At 72.1% G+C, this 18115-nt stretch carries 13 protein-coding genes; 3 read left to right on the top strand and 10 right to left on the bottom strand.

Features of this window, described 5'->3' with window-relative positions; translation table 11 throughout:
• Positions 1–23 precede the first annotated feature (23 nt).
• The 7 genes from secA to LCD33_RS05680 all read right to left on the bottom strand — a co-directional run bounded on the left by secA (position 24) and on the right by LCD33_RS05680 (position 10379).
• The gene (gene secA / locus LCD33_RS05710; protein WP_224967516.1) at positions 24–2933 is read right to left on the bottom strand and encodes a preprotein translocase subunit SecA; all 2910 of its coding nucleotides are present in this window, start codon (positions 2931–2933) and stop codon (positions 24–26) included.
• Positions 2934–3148: 215 nt separating this feature from the next.
• Positions 3149–3853: a ribosome hibernation-promoting factor, HPF/YfiA family gene (gene hpf / locus LCD33_RS05705; protein WP_224967518.1), complete on the bottom strand. Its 705-nt coding sequence runs from the start codon at positions 3851–3853 to the stop codon at positions 3149–3151.
• A 456-nt stretch (positions 3854–4309) separates the two neighbouring features.
• Positions 4310–5107: a ComF family protein gene (locus tag LCD33_RS05700; protein WP_224977588.1), complete on the bottom strand. Its 798-nt coding sequence runs from the start codon at positions 5105–5107 to the stop codon at positions 4310–4312.
• A 236-nt stretch (positions 5108–5343) separates the two neighbouring features.
• Positions 5344–7059: an LpqB family beta-propeller domain-containing protein gene (locus tag LCD33_RS05695; protein ID WP_224977587.1), complete on the bottom strand. Its 1716-nt coding sequence runs from the start codon at positions 7057–7059 to the stop codon at positions 5344–5346.
• The gene (gene mtrB / locus LCD33_RS05690) at positions 7056–8894 is read right to left on the bottom strand and encodes an MtrAB system histidine kinase MtrB (protein ID WP_255615415.1); all 1839 of its coding nucleotides are present in this window, start codon (positions 8892–8894) and stop codon (positions 7056–7058) included. Before mtrB ends, LCD33_RS05695 begins: the two co-directional genes overlap by 4 nt.
• Positions 8895–8910: 16 nt before the next feature.
• A complete protein-coding gene (gene mtrA, locus LCD33_RS05685) occupies positions 8911–9588 on the bottom strand; it encodes an MtrAB system response regulator MtrA (protein WP_224959260.1) in 678 nt (225 codons plus the stop codon).
• A gap of 152 nt (positions 9589–9740) precedes the next feature.
• Positions 9741–10379: a dTMP kinase gene (locus tag LCD33_RS05680; protein WP_224959261.1), complete on the bottom strand. Its 639-nt coding sequence runs from the start codon at positions 10377–10379 to the stop codon at positions 9741–9743.
• A 99-nt stretch (positions 10380–10478) separates the two neighbouring features.
• On the opposite strand from LCD33_RS05680, the gene LCD33_RS05675 reads away from it, so the two are divergent.
• The 3 genes from LCD33_RS05675 to LCD33_RS05665 all read left to right on the top strand — a co-directional run bounded on the left by LCD33_RS05675 (position 10479) and on the right by LCD33_RS05665 (position 15044).
• A complete protein-coding gene (locus tag LCD33_RS05675; RefSeq protein ID WP_224959262.1) occupies positions 10479–11141 on the top strand; it encodes a Crp/Fnr family transcriptional regulator in 663 nt (220 codons plus the stop codon).
• 121 nt (positions 11142–11262) lie between these two features.
• Complete coding sequence (locus LCD33_RS05670; RefSeq protein WP_224959263.1) at positions 11263–12075, top strand: hypothetical protein; 813 nt, start codon at positions 11263–11265, stop codon at positions 12073–12075.
• Positions 12076–12380: 305 nt separating this feature from the next.
• Positions 12381–15044 (top strand): hypothetical protein, encoded by a 2664-nt coding sequence (locus LCD33_RS05665; protein WP_224959265.1) that lies wholly within the window; start codon positions 12381–12383, stop codon positions 15042–15044.
• 272 nt (positions 15045–15316) lie between these two features.
• On the opposite strand, the gene LCD33_RS05660 is transcribed toward LCD33_RS05665, so the two are convergent.
• The 3 genes from LCD33_RS05660 to LCD33_RS05650 form a co-directional block, all read right to left on the bottom strand.
• A complete protein-coding gene (locus LCD33_RS05660) occupies positions 15317–15634 on the bottom strand; it encodes a transcriptional regulator (protein ID WP_224959266.1) in 318 nt (105 codons plus the stop codon).
• Positions 15631–16125: a hypothetical protein gene (locus tag LCD33_RS05655; protein ID WP_224959267.1), complete on the bottom strand. Its 495-nt coding sequence runs from the start codon at positions 16123–16125 to the stop codon at positions 15631–15633. Before LCD33_RS05655 ends, LCD33_RS05660 begins: the two co-directional genes overlap by 4 nt.
• A gap of 320 nt (positions 16126–16445) precedes the next feature.
• A complete protein-coding gene (locus LCD33_RS05650) occupies positions 16446–17957 on the bottom strand; it encodes an amino acid permease (protein ID WP_224959268.1) in 1512 nt (503 codons plus the stop codon).
• Positions 17958–18115: the final 158 nt, after the last annotated feature.

The raw sequence follows: 18115 nt of genomic DNA, 5'->3' as shown, positions 1-18115 counted from the left end.
GCGGTGGTGCTTCGGGCGGAAGGTCAGTTCCGCTTGTTCTTCTTGGCCTCTTCCCGGGCCGCGGCACGGCGCTCGCGCCGGGTACCGCCGTTGGCGTCCTCACCGGTGCCGCGCTCGGTGTTGGTGCGCACCTCGCCCGACTCGCTGGGGCCGGAGTAGTTCAGCCGCGGACGCTGCGGCGGAGCGCCGAAGCCCTGCCCGCCGAACGCGTTCTGCGTGCCGTCGCCACCGACCGTGCCACCGCCGAGCTGGCTCATCGCCGGTCCGGCCGCCCTGGCGCGCTTGGACCGCGGCTGCGCGGCCTCGCCGGTCGGCTGCGCAGCGGCGGCGCCCCGCGGTTCGCGCGCGACGGCCGGCTGCACGTCGGTCGGGAAGTCGGACCCGTCGGAACGGCTCACCGACACCGGCACCGACGGCTGCTCCGGAGCGGGCTCCGGCTCGGCCGCCTCCACCTGCACGTTGAACAAGAAGCTGATCGACTCCTCCTTCAACGCCTCCAGCATCGCGTGGAACATGTCGAAGCCTTCCCGCCGGTACTCCACCAGCGGGTCGCGCTGCGCCATGGCACGCAGTCCGATGCCTTCCTTCAGGTAGTCCATCTCGTAGAGGTGCTCGCGCCACTTGCGGTCCAGCACGCTCAGCACCACCCGGCGCTCCAGCTCACGCATGGCGCCCGTGCCGACCTTGCCGTCGACCTCGGCCTCGCGGCGGTCGTAGGCGTCCCAGGCGTCGTTGAGGACGGCTTCCTGGAGCAGCTCCTTGCTGACGTCCTCCTCGGACTCGACCAGCTCTTCCCAGTCCAGCTGGACCGGGTACAGCGCCTTCAGCGCCGTCCAGAGCTTGTCGAAGTCCCAGTCCTCGGCGTAGCCCTCGGCGGTGGCGCCGCCGACGTAGGCCGCGGTCACGTCCTTGATCATGTGGCGGACCTGCTCGCGCAGGTCCTCGCCCTCCAGGACCCGGCGGCGCTCGGCGTAGATCACCGTGCGCTGCTGGTTCATGACCTCGTCGTACTTGAGGACGTTCTTGCGGATCTCCATGTTCTGCTGCTCGACCTGGGTCTGAGCGCTGCGGATGGCCTTGGTGACCATGCCGTTCTCGATCGGCACGTCGTCCGGCACCTTCAGCCGGGTCATCACCGTCTCGACCATGGCCGCGTTGAACCGGCGCATCAGCTCGTCACCGAGCGACAGGTAGAAGCGGGACTCACCGGGGTCGCCCTGGCGGCCGGAACGACCGCGCAGCTGGTTGTCGATGCGGCGCGACTCGTGCCGCTCGGTGCCCAGCACGTACAGGCCGCCCGCGGCGCGGACCTCTTCGGCCTCCGCCTTCACCTGGGCCTTGACCTTCTCGACGACGCCCGGCCACTCCGCCTCGTACTGCTCGCGGTGCTGCACCGGGTCGAGGCCGTGGCGCCGCAGCTCGGCGTCGGCGATGTGGTCGACGTTGCCGCCGAGCACGATGTCGGTACCGCGGCCAGCCATGTTGGTGGCGACCGTGACCGCGCCCTTGCGCCCCGCCTCGGCGACGATGCCCGCCTCCGACTCGTGGTGCTTGGCGTTGAGCACGCTGTGCGGCACGCCCTTCTTCGTCAGCAGCTTCGCCAGGTGCTCGGAGCGCTCGACGCTGGTGGTGCCGACCAGCACCGGCTGCCCGGTGCGGTGCTTCTCCTCGATGTCCTCGGCGACGGCCTCGAACTTGGCGGCCTCGCTCTTGTAGACCAGGTCGGGCTGGTCCTTGCGGGCCATCGGCTCGTTCGTCGGGATGCTGACGACGCCGAGCTTGTAGGTGCCCTGGAACTCCGCGGCCTCCGTCTGGGCCGTACCGGTCATGCCGGCCAGCTTCTCGTAGAGGCGGAAGTAGTTCTGCAGCGTGATCGTGGCCAGCGTCTGGTTCTCGGCCTTGATCTCGACGCCTTCCTTGGCCTCGATCGCCTGGTGCATGCCCTCGTTGTAGCGGCGACCGTGCAGGATTCGGCCGGTGAACTCGTCGACGATGGTGACTTCGCCGTCGCGGACGATGTAGTCCTTGTCGCGCTTGTAGAGCTCCTTGGCCTTGAGCGCGTTGTTCAGGTAGCCGACCAGCGGGGTGTTCGCGGCCTCGTAGAGGTTCTCGATCCCGAGCTGGTCCTCGATGATCGTGACGCCGTCCTCGGTGACGCCGACGGTGCGCTTGCGCTCGTCGACCTCGTAGTGGACGTCCTTGTGCAGCATCGGCGCGAGCCGCGCGAACTCCTGGTACCAGCGCGAGGACTGGTCGGCGGGGCCGGAGATGATCAGCGGCGTGCGGGCCTCGTCGATGAGGATCGAGTCGACCTCGTCGACGATGGAGAAGAAGTGCCCGCGCTGCACGCAGTCGGACAGGCTCCACGCCATGTTGTCGCGCAGGTAGTCGAAGCCGAACTCGTTGTTCGTGCCGTAGGTGATGTCCGCTTCGTAGGCGGCACGGCGCTGCTCCGGGGTCATGTCGGCGGTGATCGCACCGACGTCGAGCCCCAGGAAGCGGTGCACGCGGCCCATCCAGTCGGAGTCGCGCTTGGCCAGGTAGTCGTTGACCGTGACGACGTGGACGCCCTTGCCCGCGATGGCGTTCAGGTAGGCGGGCAGGACGCAGGTCAGGGTCTTGCCCTCACCGGTGCGCATCTCGGCGATCTGGCCGAGGTGCAGGGCCGCGCCACCCATGAGCTGGACGTCGTAGTGCCGCTGGCCGAGAGTGCGGTGCGCACCTTCGCGTGCCACCGTGAACGCCTCGGGAAGCAGTTCGTCCAGGGTCTCGCCGTCGTTGTAGCGGCGCTTGAACTCGTCGGTCTTGGCCCGCAGTTCTGCGTCGGAGAGCGCGAGCACTTCGTCTTCGAGCTCGTTGATGTGCTTCGCGATGGCGCGGAGGCGCTTGAGCGTCTTGCCCTCGCCGGCGCGGAGCAGTCGGGACAGGACCATCCGGTCGACCTCACTAGCTGATCGTGATGCGCCCGTCAAGGACGCCTTGTGGTCATCGTATTAGAGCCGGGTCACCCGGTGGGCGATTCCCGAGGAGCGATCGGTCGGTACCGGGCCCCGGACGGCGACCGTCCCCCGCGCACACGGTACGCGGGGGACGGTCGGCGGGGTCGGGCGCTGGCGCAGACTCGCCGGACGCCCGGTCGATCATCGGGTCAGCCTGCCAGCCGGATCACCCCGTAGTCGAATCCTCGGCGCCGGTACACCACGCTCGCGCAGCCGGTGTCGGCGTCGGAGAACAGGTAGAAGTCGTGGCCGACCAGTTCCATCTCGTAGAGGGCTTGGTCGACGGTCATGGGTGTGGCGGTGTGCTCCTTCTCCCGGACGATCCGGCCCGGTTCGTAGCCGTCGTCGGAGCTGCCGCGCGGCTGGGGGACACCGCGGCCGGTCCCGGTCGCGCCGGTTCCTGCGGGGAGGTCGATGTCGACGGCGGCTTCCACTGCTTCCTCCGCGGGGGCTTCGAGCAATCCGACGGCGCTGGAACCCGCCGCCGCGACGGTCTGGGAGGTGTTCGCCGAGGTGGCCTCGGCGACGGAGGTGGACTTGTGCCGGCCGTAGTGGACCTTTCTGCGGTCGTGCATGCGGCGGAGCCGGTTCTCCAGCTTGCTCGTCGCCGAGTCGAGCGCGGCGTAGAAGTCACCTGCGCACGCTTCGGCCCGCACTGCGGGACCGCGGCTCTTCAGGGTGATCTCGACGCGCTGGCAGCTCTTCGCCTGTCGCGGGTTGCGTTCGTGGAACAGCTCCACGTCCGCCCGAATGGTCTTCCTGTCGTAGCGCTCCAGCCGGGTCAGCTTCTCAGCGATGTGCTCCCGGTAGTGCTCGGGAACCTCAACGTTGCGACCCTTGACGACGATGTCCATTCACGACCTCCGTTCCTCGCGTACATCCCGTGGACGTGTCCGCACGGAGGCGCCGGTGCAGCGGTGTTCTCAGCTCGCTTCCGGCGCCAGGGACATGGGGTTCTCACTCCTTCCCGAAAGCCCGGGTACGACTGAATGCAGGCACGTTAGCTAACTTCGCCAACGGGAAACAGCCCCCGAGACGGGCGACGTCAAGCCGCCACCGAGCGTGATGTGCGGGGCTGAGCGGGCGACGCGCGAGGCTTGCCCAACGCGTTTCGTCGGCGTGTCCCATCCCACTCGTCTCACTCGTTCGGGGGAAGCTAGATCGACTTGCGGCTACGTGCCGCAACGGGCGCGATGCCCGGTCCCCGCCGGGCGCGGCGCCCGGCGCCGGATCCTGTCGACTGCTCATACCCACTGAACGAACGAAGGGCCGGGCGGAGTTCCACCCGGATGCCGGTCCGCACGAACGGGTCAACCGCCGGTCGCGGTCAGCACCAGGACGGCGGTGACCGGCACGCCGTGGACCGCCAGCGCACCCACCGAGCTCGCGACCGTGGCGCCGGTGGTGAGCACGTCGTCGACCAGCAGCACCGGTTCTCCCGGCGGGGGCGCGCGGTCCGGCAGCACCGCCGAGCGGCCCGCCAGATCGTGCAGCCGCTGCTGCGCGGTGCGGCCCGCCGAGTCACGGGCGCCCGGTCCGGTGGTCAGGCAGTCGGCGACGGTCGCGTCCGTGCCGCGGTCGGCGAGCGCGGCGGCGGCCCGGCGCGCCACCCGGCTCATGTGCGCGCCGCCCCGGCGGCGCGAGGTGATCGGGCGCGACGGGGCGGGCACCAGGTTCCAGCGCGGGGCCTCGACCGCTCGGTCCGGACCGGACGGCCCGGCGGACGCATGCGCCGCCCGGGCGGCGGGCACGAGCTCCGGTGCCCACCCGGTGATTCCGCCGAGCCCGTCGGCGAGCGCGCGACCGAAGGGTTCGGCCAGGTCGCGGCGGCCGGCGACCTTGTAGGCGATGATGGCGCGCCGCGCCGCGCCGCGGTACCGGCCGAGCGCGAACACCGGCGGCATCGGGGCACGAGCGCCGGGCGGCGCGGGCAGCTCGCGGACCACCTTGCGCAGCCCGCCGAGTTCCCGCCCGCAGCCGGTGCACCACCCGGTGCCGGGCCGCGCGCACCCCGCGCACCGCAGCGGCAGCACCCGGTCCACCAGTCCGCCGATCGCGACCGCGACGGCCCCGCCCGCTCTCCCCCACTGCTCACCCGATCCACGCACGCCCCGATCCTGCGCGATCTCCCCATCCGACACACCGGAGCGAGTCGGCGGCACCGCCGAACCGGGGCGGTCGATCCCACAGCCGACCACCGGAGCAGCAGGACCCCCGCGGGTCCAGCGGTGTCCTCGCGGGGACGGCGTCGCCTCCTGCGGCGCAGCCACCGGTGACGACCGTTCCCGCGGCGGGGAACCCGCCGAGGCTCCGCCACCCGCCCGTCGACGCGGCAGGGCCAGGATCAGCCGGGGAAGAACGGGATCGAGTTCCCGCCGATCTGGCCGGGCAGCACGCTCCACACCGCCTTCGGCTCCCCCGCCTCCCACAGCCAGCTCTGGTCGGCGACGACGACCCGCTTGCCGGGACCGACGGTGACGGCGTTGATCGGCTGGGTGAGGTTCGCGGAGGCGTACCCGGTCCACTTGAACCCGTCGACGGACACCTCCATGACCGGGGAGGACCCGTCGGTGGTGGCGACGAGTGACCGGTCGGTGAGCCAGTCGACGTGGGTGACGTCGAAGCCGCGGTCGGCGCCGAGCACCACGGGGTGCCGCAGCGCGACGCGGCCGTCCTCGTCGACGACCCCGGCGACGACGATGGTCCCGTCGACGACGCCGACGGCCCGGGTCCCGTCGTGCGAGAGCCGCAGCTCCTTGATCTCCCGTCCGCCTGCGAACTCGGCGACGTCGACCGGCCGGACGGTCCAGCTGCCGTTCTCCTCGATCGCGCGGAACACCCCGCGCCCGTTGACCACGGTCCACACCTCGTTGTCGTCGCGCCAGGTGGGGCGGGACATGAAGCTGCCGGTGAGCGGGACCGCGGGCAGGTCGGCGGAGCCGTACGCGCCGATCCGCAGGTCGACCTGGCCGGACGGGTTGCGGGTGGCCGCCGCGAGCCGGGTGCCGTCGATGGATTGCGCGCCTTGCAGGACTTCCAGCGCGCCGGACCCCGCGGGGCCGGGCACGGGCCGGGTGTCCTCGTCGAGCGCGTGCAACCGTTCACCGATCACGACGAGGCCGGGCGTGCCGGGGCGCAACGCGTTGTCGCTCTCGTAGGAGGCGACGTCGGCGGGTTGCAGGTCCCGCTCGCCGGGCAGCAGCTCGACCCCGTCCTCCTGGAGCCGGACGCGCGCCTTGCTGACGCTCTGCAGCGACAGCACCACCTGGGCGGCGATCATCCGGCGGGCTTCGAGGTCGGGTTCGCCGAGTTCGCCGAGGTTGACCACGAGCGCACCGTCGTCGGCTTCGGTGGCGTTGGTCTTGAGGCTCGCGTTCGGCGGCAGCTTGCTGCCCATCGCCTTCTCGAAGCCCTCGGACGGGCCGCCGATGAGCAGCTCGACGACGCGCCGCGGCAGCGTGCTGTCGGGTTGCGATCCGATCCACCGCAGGTCGGGGACGACGCCGGCGCCGTCGTGGTCGGCGAAGTAGATCGGCACCGGCATGAAGTCGTTCTCGAACGAGGTGCGGCTGATGACCATGTCGGACGGCGGCACGGCGATCAGCCACCGGCCGTCCCGGCCCCGCTGCACGGGGACGCGCACTTCGTACGGCCCGGTCTCGGGCACGAAGGAGGAATCGGCGCGCAGCCGCCCGACCCGGTCCGCTTGCAGGCTGACGAGGCGTTCCCCGTCGGGCTGGCCCGGGGCGGGGGGCACCGGAATGGTGTCGATGTTGTCGACGATGAGCACCGAGCTCGCCGGTTCCCAGCGCCGCTCGGCTTCGGGGATGAGGTGGGTGCGGGCGAACGCGTAGCCGGTCTCCCGGGTGGAGCCGGAGTCGACGAAGCTGCGCACGATGTCGACGGGATCGGTGGCGCGCGGCGGTTCCGGCGTGGTGGTGCGGGAGACGCCGTGGTCGGTCAGCGGCACGGCCATCGGGTCGGAGCGTTCCGGGATGGAGGCGCAGGCGGCGAGCGGGAGCACCGCCACGGCGAGCGCGACGAGCCGGCGGCTGATCATCTCGGGTCCTCCCCACCTCGTTCGGCGACCTGTTCCCCGGCCCGGTCGGAACGTCCCGGTTCGAGCCGTGCCCGGGCCGGCCGGGCGTGCGGCGGGGGCTCGGCCGGGGCCGGTTCGGACAACCGTGCCGGGCCGGTGTCGCGGACGGCAGGTTCGCCGTCGGGTTCGCCGTCGGCGTGCGCGTCGACGGTGCGGGCGAGCAGCGCGCCGGGTGCGGCGATGCGTCGTCCCGACGGCAGGGCCAGCGGGCTTTCGCCGAACTCGCGGCCGGGTTCGCGCGGCAGGGTGAGCCGGAAGCAGGATCCGGAGCCCGGCTCGCCCCACGCGTCGAGCACGCCGCCGTGCAGCCGGGCGTCCTCGGAGCTGATGGACAGGCCGAGCCCGGTGCCGCCGGTGCGCCGGTTGCGGGACGGGTCGGCGCGCCAGAACCGGGTGAACACGAGTTCCGCTTCGCCGGGCCGCAGGCCGACGCCGTAGTCGCGGATGCTGACGGCGACGGCGTCCTGGCCGGCGCCGAAGCGCACTTCGACGGGTCCGCCTTCGGCGTGGTCGATGGCGTTGGCGATGAGGTTGCGCACGATCCGCTCGACGCGGCGCGCGTCCGCGACGAGGTCGAGGTCGACGGCGGGCACTTCGACGCGCAGCGGGACGCCGCTGGTCTCGGCGATGCCGCGCACCGAGTCGACGGCGCGCTGCACGATGGCGGGCAGGTCGAGCGGTTCCGCGGAGAGTTCGGCGACGCCCGCGTCGAGCCGGGAGATCTCCAGCAGGTCGGCGAGCAGCGATTCGAACCGGTCGAGCTCGTCGACGAGGAGTTCGGTGGAGCGGGCCAGCCCGGGCGGGAACTGCTCGCGGGAGGCGTGCAGCACGTCGGCGGCCATCCGGACGGTGGTCAGCGGGGTGCGCAGTTCGTGCGAGACGTCGGAGGTGAAGCGGCGCTGCAGCTGGCCGAACTCCTCCAGCTGCTTGATCTGCTGCTTGAGGCTGTCGGCCATCTCGTTGAAGGATTCGGCCAGCCGGGCCACGTCGTCCTCGCCGATCACCCGCATCCGCTGGTCGAGGTCGCCGTCGGCGAGCCGCGCGGCGTTCTCCGCGGCCTGCCGCACGGGGCGCACCACTTGGCGGGTGACGAGGTTGGTGATGGCGCCGAGCAGCACCACGAGCACGAGACCGCCGACGAGCAGCGTGCTCTGCACGACGTTGAGGGTGTCCTTCTCGGACGTCAGCGGGAACAACAGGTAGGCCTGCAAGGACCGGGTCGAGCTGTCCACGGGGGTGCCGACGACGAGCATCGTGACCGGCTCGGGTCCGCGCTGCACGGTGGTGATCTGCTTGGCGAGCTCGCCCTGCTCGACGAACCGGCGCAGTTCCTCGGGCACGTCGTCGATGGGACCGGCGGAGGGCTGCGCCTCGGATTCGGCGTCGGAGCCGTCGACGAGCACCGGGTCGAAGGCGCCCGCGGAGGCTTCGGTGCTGGGACGTCCCGAGTTGGGCGTGGTGAGCCGGTTGAGCGCTTGTTCGAGCTGCTGGGAGACGTCGTCGGAGTTCGGGTCGACCGCGGTCAGCTCGCGTTCCAGCACGGGCAGGCTGTAGCGGACCTGCGAGATCGCGGCGTCTTCCTTCGCGGTCATCAGCTGGTAGGTGATCTGCGTCTGCAGCACCATCCCGAGCACGCAGATGACCACGGACGACAGCGCGAGCGTGCTGACGACGACGCGCAGCTGCATGGACCGCCGCCACACGCGTTCGAAGCGCTGCCAGCGCTCGCGGACCTCGACGCGGGCGCGCGCCCCCCACCGGTGCAGCACGCCGCCCCGGCTCGCCCATCCGCTCAACGCGCCGGTCTCCGGATCACGGGGGGCCGGCCTTGTACCCGACGCCGCGGACCGTCAGCACCACCTCGGGCCGTTCCGGGTCGCGCTCGACCTTGGACCGCAGCCGTTGCACGTGGACGTTGACCAGGCGGGTGTCGGCGGCGTGCCGGTAGCCCCAGACCTGTTCGAGCAGCACTTCGCGGGTGAACACCTGGCGCGGTTTGCGGGCCAGCGCCACGAGCAGGTCGAACTCCAGGGGCGTGAGCGCGATGGGCACGCCGTCGCGGGTGACCTCGTGGCCGGGGACGTCGATGCTGAGGTCGCCGATGGCGAGGACCTCGGCGGGTTCGGCGTCGGTGCGGCGCAGCCGGGCGCGCAGCCGCGCGACGAGCTCCTTCGGCTTGAAGGGCTTGACGACGTAGTCGTCGGCGCCGGATTCGAGCCCGAGCACCACGTCCACGGTGTCGCTCTTCGCGGTGAGCATGACGATGGGCACCACGGATTCGGTGCGGATCGCCTTGCACACGTCGATGCCGTTCATGCCGGGCAGCATGAGGTCGAGCAGCACCAGGTCGGGTTTCAGTTCGCGCAGCGCGGGCATCGCCTTGGTGCCGTCGCTGACCACGGCTGTCTCGAACCCCTCGCCCCGCAGGACGATGGTCAGCATTTCGGCCAGGGCCGGATCGTCGTCCACCACGAGCACGCGCGCCTTCATGCCCCACATGGTTGCACTTCTCACTCCCGGGGCGTGCAGCACCCGCCGATCGTCACCGCAGGTCGTCGCGCCTGCACCGAACGCGGAGCGCGGTGTACCGCCGAACGGGGGAGTCGGCCGCGGGCGACGGCACAGCGGAGCTCGGTGGCCGGTCAGCCGAGGACGCGAGCGGCCAGCGCCTCGTGGTCGGGCCGCGCGGAGCCGTCGACGACCAGCCACGGCGACCACCAGCCGGTCTCGGCGAGCCGCGCGTAGAGCTCGGCGCAGCGCCGCTGCAGCGAGGAGTCGGACTCGAACCGGTCGCGGCGGCGGGTCTCGGTGCGTTCGCGGTGCTCGGCGCGCCCGGCGGCGACGTCGGCGGGCACCTGCAGCAGCAGTTGCAGGTCGGGGCGCGGCAACCCGAAGCGCTCCACCTCCAGCTCCCGCACCCAGCGCACGAAGTCGCCGTCCACGTCCTGGCCCAGCCGGGCGGCGCCGTAGGCGGCGTTGGAGGCGACGTAGCGGTCCAGCAGCACCACGTCGTGCGCGGCGAGGTCGGCGCGCAGGTCGTCGGCGGCGCCGCGCCGGTCCAGCGCGTACAGCACGGCCATCCCGTGCACGGAGGCGCCGAGGTCGCCGTGCTCGCCGTGCAGCGCTTCGGCGACGAGTTCGGCGTGCACGTCGGCGGTGTAGCGGGGGAAGGCGGCGTGCGCGACGCTGCGGCCGCGTTCCCGCAGCCGGGCGGTGAGCCCGTCGACGAGCGTGCGCTTGCCCGCCCCGTCCAGTCCTTCGATCACGATCAGCCGCCCCACGGCGGGGACGATACGCAGCCGAGGGCCGCGGACCGCCATTAGGGTTGACCTGGCGCGAAAATCGTCCACCTCGGATCCGGTGCTCCAGAATCGATCACCGTGGCGCTCGACGAGGACTACCGCAGCTTCCGCGACCACCTGTCCGCCGCGGACTGGGCCGAGCTGCTGCGCATCGGCGGGCCGTTCCGCTGCGCGCCGGGTGCGGCGCTGCTCAACGAGGGCGAGGGCGGCGATCACGTGTTCGTGCTGACCTCGGGGCTGTGCAAGGTGGTCGGCGCGCGGGCGGACCACGGCCGGTCGCTGCTGGCGCTGCGCGCCGCGGGCGACACCATCGGAGAGCAGGCCGCCATCGACGAGCGACCGCGGTCGGCGAGCGCGTTCGCGGTGGTGGAGTGCCGCGGGCAGCGGCTGCGCGGTCCCGAGTTCACCGCGTTCGTCCGCCGCCGCGGGCTGGGCACCCAGCTGACCGGCTACTTGAGCATGAAGCTGCGGTCGAACGGCAGCATGATCTCGGAGCTGTCCCGCTCGTCGGCCCGGTCGAAGGTGGCGTGGCTGCTGTGCCGGTTGACGGCCAGCGCCGGGCAGGACGACTTCGTGCCGCTGCCGCAACGCGATCTGGCGGACCTGCTGGGACTGGCGCGGAGTTCGGTGGCGGCGAGCCTCGCCGACTTCCGCGCGCTGGGCCTGCTGCGGACCGAGCAGGGCGGGGTGCACGTGCTCGATCCGGCGGCGTTGCTGGACGAGATCCACCGATCCCGATAGATGTGATCGCGACCACTCACCGCGGTGTCCGAAATCGGACGCCGGTTCGCGCGCCCCCGCCCGATGCTGGTCCCAGGCGAGCACCGGCCCGCGGGTGCTCCCGCTCCAGGAAGGACGAGACATGCCACCCAGTCCGAACGCCCGGCGCAGCAGCCAGCTCCCGCCGTACCGCGCGGTGTTCGCCGTGGACACCAAGGACTTCAGCCTCAGCCCGAGCGCGCACCAGGAGCGGCTCAGCCGGGACGTCCCGCAGCTGCTGGAGCGGGCACTGGAGCAGTGCGGGCTCTCCCGGCTGTGGCAGACGAAGGTGTTCGCCAGTTCCACCGGCGACGGCTACTACTTCGGCGTCGACGCGATGGACACCCCGTTCCTGGTGGACCCGTTCCTGGACGAGCTGAACGAGGTGCTCGACGAGCACGACGAGGTCGTCCGCGCCCGGGACCGCGCGCTCAAGCTGCGGTTGCGCGCCAGCGTCCACCTCGGGCCGGTGCCGGAGAGCGGGCTGTCCACCTCGATGAACGAGACCCACCGGCTGCTCGACGCGGAACCGGTGCGCCGCATCCTCACCGCCTCCGACGCGGACGTCACCTACGTGGCCGCGATCCTGTCCCAGCGGGTGTTCACCGACGTCGTCCGCGGCGGCTACGTCAAGAAGCGCGCCTCCCAGTTCGCCGCGAACGCGGTCAAGGTGAAGAACTTCGAGGACCACGCCTACCTCTACACCCCGAAGCACTCGGTGAACCCGGAACTGCTCGACGGCGTCGACGCCGCGCGGGTCGACCGGGAACGGCTGGAGCAGGACCAGCGGCGCGCGGTGGAGCCGGAGCCGCAGCGCGGGGTGGTCGTGCACAACAACTTCTCGGGCACCACCAACGGCTCGGTGCTGCAGATCGGGCAGGCCAGGGACATCAACGGCCTGAGCGGCGGGGCCTGATCGCGGCTGGAGGAATCGCGGAGGGGTCGGTTCCGCCATCCGGCGGCCGCCGTGCACCCGCTGGGGGTGGGTGCACCGCGGCCGCTGCCCCGCGACACGCCTGCACCTCACCCGGACGTGCCCGGTTGCGTGCGCGCGCAAGCCCTTCTCGATCCGCTGACCTGGCATTTCGATCGAGCAACGGCGAACCCGGGACAGGCGCGGGCGAAGGCCGTCACAATCGAGTGGCCGAGGGCTCGCCACGAGTCGATCTGCGGTGGACAATCACGGGCAAGTGATCAACACCCGATGGCCAGGAGGCACAAGTGCAGATACCGGGGCCCGACACCCGCGTGGTCGAGCTGCGGGTGCACGGCATCCTCGGGACCACCGGGGACGCGCTCACCGACTCCGTGGCCTCGGTCGACGTGGCGGGCGACGGGGTGGGGCGCATCGTGCGCCCCGCCGACCGGCTGCGCCGTCCCGTGCCCGGCCCGATGCTCACCGCGGGCGATCGCACCGTGCCCCGGATCGTCGAGGGCTACGTGTGGGGCGGCATGACCTCCGGCGGCTGGGCGAAGGCCAGCTGGGCGCTGATGTTCCCGTTCGCGTTGAGCAACGTGGCGCACTGGATGCTGCCGCCGCCCCGGTCCGGCGACCGCGTCGGTGCCCTGCTGTCCCGCCTGCTGCGGGCGCTGCTGCGGGTGGGCGCGCTGCTGCTGACGATGCTGTTCGTCGCGCAGCTGGCCGTGGTGCTGCTGGACCTGCTCGCCGCGCAGTGCCTGCGCCCCGGTTCGCCGTGCCTGGACGAGGTGCCGGAGTCGTTGCGCCTCGTGCCGGCGGTACGTGCGGTACCGGCGATGCTGCTGCTCGGGCTGGTCGTGCTGCTGATGCACCGGCTCTCCAGCGTGTCGTGGCAGGTCTCCGGTTCGTGGCGGACGTTCGGCGGGCGCACCGAGTCCGCCAAGCACTCGGCGCGGGCCCCGCTGCTGCCGGGCGCGAACGTCGTCGCCGACCCGGACACGCCTGCGCTGCGGGCGCTGCACGTGGTGGGGGCGCTGGCCGTGATCTCGGTGCTCGCGCTGGGCGGGCCGCTGACGCCGAACCCCGATCCGCGCTGGATCCTCGCCGAACTGCTGCTGGTGCTGTCGGTGGGCGGCACGCTGCTGCTGGACGATCCGAGCGGGATGGGTTCCGGCCCGGTGGCCGCGGTGGTGCGCGGGCTGCTCAGCCGCACCGCGCGCCGCGTCGTGGTCGCGACCGCCGCGGTGCTGCTGTTCGCGGTGGCGGTGCTGCCGGGGCCGTTGAACGCGCCGCTGCCGGGTTCCGGGGCGACCGTGGACGCGATCACGGTGGGACTGCTGCTGACCTGCTCGGCGGTGGCGGCGTTGCTGGTTCCGGCGGCGCTGCTGGCCCGGCCCGGCTGGGCTTCGGTGCCGCGGGAGCTGCGCCCGTGGGCGGGCGGCTGGATGGCGGCGCCGGTGCTGATGCTGGCGTGCATGCTGGGCGCCGGTTTCGGCGCGGGTCTCGCGCTGAGCCTCCGGCAGGCGCTGGGCGGTCCGGAGCGGCTGCGGTTGCCGGACGCCTACGACGACGTGGCGCTGTTCTGGGGCAGCGCGGCGGTGCTGCTGCTGGTCGGCGGCCTGGCGCTGGGGTGCTGGATGCTGGTCCGCCGCTGGTTGCCGAGCGGGGTCGAGGACGTGCCCGAGCAGGTGGCGCTGTTGCACGCGGGCAGGCAGCAGGACCAGCGCAACGCGGCGGGTTCGTGGCGGACCGCGGACGTGCAGCGCCGCTACTCGCACCACGTGCTGCTGCTGGTCGCCGCGGTGCTGACCGCGAGCACGCTGCTGGCGGTGGCCCTGCGGGCGTGGGGTTTCCCGCGCACCGAGTGGGCGGACTGGCTGCGGGCGCTGGGCGTGCTGGCGCTGGGTCTGCTCGCGGCGGGGCTGCTGCGGATGGTGCAGCTGGCGGCGAAGGAGCGGACCGCGGGGCGGTACCTGGGAATCCTGTGCGACCTCACCTTGTTCTGGCCGCGCGAGGCGCACCCGGTGGTGCCGCCGTGCTACGCGCTGAAGGTGGTGCCGGAGCTGGCGGCGCGCGCGGCCGAGCACCTCGCCGAGCCGGACACCCGGGTGGTGCTCGTCGGCCACAGCCAGGGCAGCCTGCTGGCGGCGGTGGCGACCGCGCGGCTGCTGGAGACGCTGCCGGAGGCCGACCGGGAACGGGTCGGGCTGGTCACCGCGGGTTCCCAGCTGCAGTGGGCCTATCCGCGGGCGTTCCCGGGGGTGGTGCCGCACGGGTCGCTGCGGGATCTGGCCGGATCGTTGAACGGGCGCTGGCGGTCGCTGTGCCGGGGCACCGATCCGCTGGGCGGCGCGGTGACCACCTGGAACCGGCAGGTCTTCGACGGGATGCTGATCGGCGTCGGGTTGCGACCGGACGGGACGCAGGGTCCGCTGCCGCCTGCGACGCGGGGGCCGACGGGTGCGCTGGTGCTCGGCGGGGACCACTGGCTGCCGGATCCGCAGCGCGGGCCGTTCTCGTTCCGCCGCTGGGTGCCGGGCGTGCTGGGGCACACGGACTACAGCGGGGACCCGGAGTGGGACCGCGCGGTCGCGATGGCGGCCGGTTTGGAGATCCCGGTGCGGGGTGCCACGTTGCCGCTGCGCACGCCGACCGCGGTGGCGCAGCAGACCGCGGATCCGCTGGGCGCGCTCGCCGAGCCGCGGCGCCCCGAGCCAAAGCGCACCGGGCCGGAGCGCACCGCCGACGGCGCCGACGCCGAGCTCGGCGAGGACGAGTCGGCTTCCGTGTCGGACCTGCTGGGCTGGGAACCGGACGAGGTGGCAGGCACCGGCGAGACCGGGGCTGCCGAGACCTCCGCGGACGAGGAGAAGCCCTCCCGCTCCGCGCTCCCCGAACTCACCGACCCGCGCGGCCGAGCAGCTCCCTGGGAACGAGGCAACGCCCTCCGAGCCGCGGACCGCTGAGCTCTGTCGCTCTACTTCTGCTGCGTAGCACTGGGGTAGCGGAACCTCAGCGGTTCCCTCGCTGCGGGATCGATTTCTCATGTACGTCCATGCACAGCGAACTCGCCGTCCTCGCGGGGGAACCGCTGAGAACCCGCCGGTGGTCGGGCTGCTTCGGTGGTCGGCGGCCCAGCGGCTTCGCCGCTGACAGGACGCGGGACACGACCCGCGGGGCAGGGTTCGAAGGCAGGTGGTGACGTTCCGTCACCCGTCCCCCTCGCAGCAGGACCACCTCACCACTCCCCGTCCAAAGCCGCCCGGAGGCCGGAGAGCCAGTTCAGGTGGTTGCTGATCGCGGTCCTGCCTTCCGGGGTGAGCCGGAACCAGGTCCGCGGCCTGCGCCCGACCGAGCCCTTGCGCACTTCGAGGTGGCCGGCTTCTTCGAGCGCCCGGCTGTGCTTGGACAGGACGGAGTCGCTGACGCCCAGCATGTCCCGGGCGGTCGCGAAGTCGACCCACTCGGCGCCTTGCAGCAGAGCGCACAGCGCCAGCCTGGGCCCGGTCTCGAAGAGGGGTTGGCGCCCGTCGCCTTCGTGGTGCGCACCCGTCACGGCCGGACCCGGCCTTCTTCGAGGTCGCGCCGCATCGCCGCCCGGGTCTTCACCTGCGCCGCAAACACCGCGACGGCCACGACGGGCAGCACCAGCAGCGCGATCCCCTGCTGCTGGTACCTGACCAGCACTGCGATGGCGCCGAAGCCGACCGCGGTGATGCCGAGCGCGGCCAGCCAGAACGGCCGGGCGCCGGGGTAGGAGCCGATGCGCTTGGGCAGGTAGACGCCGGAGCGGCGGCGCCGGGCGGCGGTGAAGAAGGCCGAGCCGATGGCGATCACCGCGAATCCCCACGACAGGTAGGCGCTGTAGTCCGCGCCCAGCAGGTCCATCCAGATCGGCAGTCCGGCCAGCACGACGAGCAGGACGCCGTAGACCACCCAGTAGGCGGTGGGGAACCCGACGTGGGTGGCGATGCGGCGGCGCGCGTCGGCGACCTGGTCGAGCTGGCCGAGCTGGTCGCGTCCGGAGGCGTTCGATTCATTTTCCATATGGAAAGTGTACGCACATCGGCAAGTAGATGCCAAGCGTGCACTCCGCGCGGCCGGGGTGCGCAACGAAGCGGGGCCCCGCCCCCCGGGGGGGAACGGCCCCCCGCGCGCGCACGGCGGGTGAGACGGCGCCCCCCCCCGCGCCCCCCCCCGGGGGGGGGGCGCCCCCCCCGGGGGGGGGGGGGGGTCGGGGNNNNTTCTTAATGGCCCCCCCCCGCCGCACCCCCCCCCCCCGCCGCCCCCGGGGGGGGGGGGGGCCCCCCCCGCCGGGCGCCCCCCCCCCGGGGGGGGCCCGGCCCCCGCTGCGCGCGAACGGCGGATCAGACGGAGCCGCCCGCGGCGACCTCCCGCTGCTGCTGGCCGAGCCGCGAGTGCTTGCGGCTGTACAGGAAGTACACCACCACGCCCGCGATCATCCAGACGATGAACCGCACCCAGGTCAGCGCGGTCAGGTTCAGCATCAGCCACAGGCAGGCGATGATCGCCAGGATCGGGACCAGCGGCACCAGCGGCGCCCGGAAACCGCGCGGCAGGTCCGGCCGCGAGCGGCGCAGGATGATCACGCCGGCGGACACCAGGATGAACGCGAACAGCGTGCCGACGTTGACCATCTCCTCCAGCTTGTCCGCCGGGAAGAACGCCGCGGCCAGCGCCACGATGCCGCCGACGAGCAGCGTCGCCCGCACCGGGGTGCCGTGCTCCTCGTGGGTCTTGGCCAGCCCGCGCGGCAGCAGCCCGTCGCGGGACATGGCGAACAGGATCCGCACCTGGCCGAGGAACATGACCATGACGACGGTGGTGAGGCCGGCGAGCGCGCCGACCGTGATGACCCCGGCGGCCCAGGTGACGCCGTTGAGCTGGAAGGCGGTCGCCAGCGTGGCCTTCTCACCGTTCACGGTGGCCAGGTCCTTGAAGTTGACCATGCCGGTCACCACGACGGCGACGGCCACGTACAGCACGGTGACGATGGCCAGCGAGCCGAAGATGCCGCGCGGCGCGTCGCGCTGCGGGTTGCGGGTCTCCTCCGCGGTGGTGGCGACGACGTCGAAGCCGATGAACGCGAAGAACACCAGCGAGGCACCGGCGAGCAGGCCGAAGACGCCGAAGCTGCTCGTCTCACCGCCCAGCAGCAGCGACAGCAGCGACTGGTCCAGCTTGGAGGCGTCCTCCGCGCCGGACTCGGCCGGCGGGATGAACGGCGTGTAGTTGGACGGGTTGATGTAGGACAGCCCGACCACGACGACCAGCAGCACCACGAACACCTTGAGGGCGCTGATCACGAGGCTGACCCGCGCCGACAGCTTGGTGCCCAGCGCGAGCACCGCGGTGAGCCCGGCGATCAGCAGCAAAGCGCCCCAGTCGAACTGCAGCGGCCCGAGCTCGAACTTCGTCGGGACCCCGTTGATCCCGATGAGCTGCAGCACCTGCTGCAGGTAGCTGGACCAGCCCTTGCTGACGGCCGCGGCGGCGACCGCGAACTCCAGGATCAGGTCCCAGCCGATGATCCAGGCGATGAACTCGCCGAACGTCGCGTACGAATACGTGTACGCGCTGCCCGCGACCGGCACGGTCGAGGCGAACTCCGCGTAGCAGACCGCGGCGAGCCCGCAGGCGATCGCCGCGAAGACGAAGGACAGCGATACCGATGGGCCGGTCACGTCCCCCGCTGTGGAGGCGGCGAGCGTGAAGATCCCCGCACCGATGACGACCGAGACGCCGAAGACCATCAGGTCCCAGGCACCGAGGTTCTTTCGGAGCTTCGTGTCCGGCTCATCGGTGTCTTTGATCGATTGCTCGACCGTCTTCGTTCGCCACAGCCCGGTCCCTGGCACTGTCGCCCTCCTCTTCCAACCCGAATGGTGGAACGCACCCTAGCGGGGGAGTGTTGCACCGGATTAGCTAGGAAACAGTGTGGGGGTCGCGATTCGTTAATGCTCTGTGACCGCCCCGTCCACCCGGAGGACAAGTTGATCCGCCAAATGCCTCCAAG

Origin of the sequence: Saccharopolyspora sp. 7B, from assembly GCF_020177435.1 — a bacterium.
Taxonomy (GTDB): domain Bacteria; phylum Actinomycetota; class Actinomycetes; order Mycobacteriales; family Pseudonocardiaceae; genus Saccharopolyspora_C; species Saccharopolyspora_C gregorii.
The sequence above is the reverse complement of the archived record's forward strand: the minus strand, read 5'-3'. Positions and strand labels throughout refer to the sequence as shown.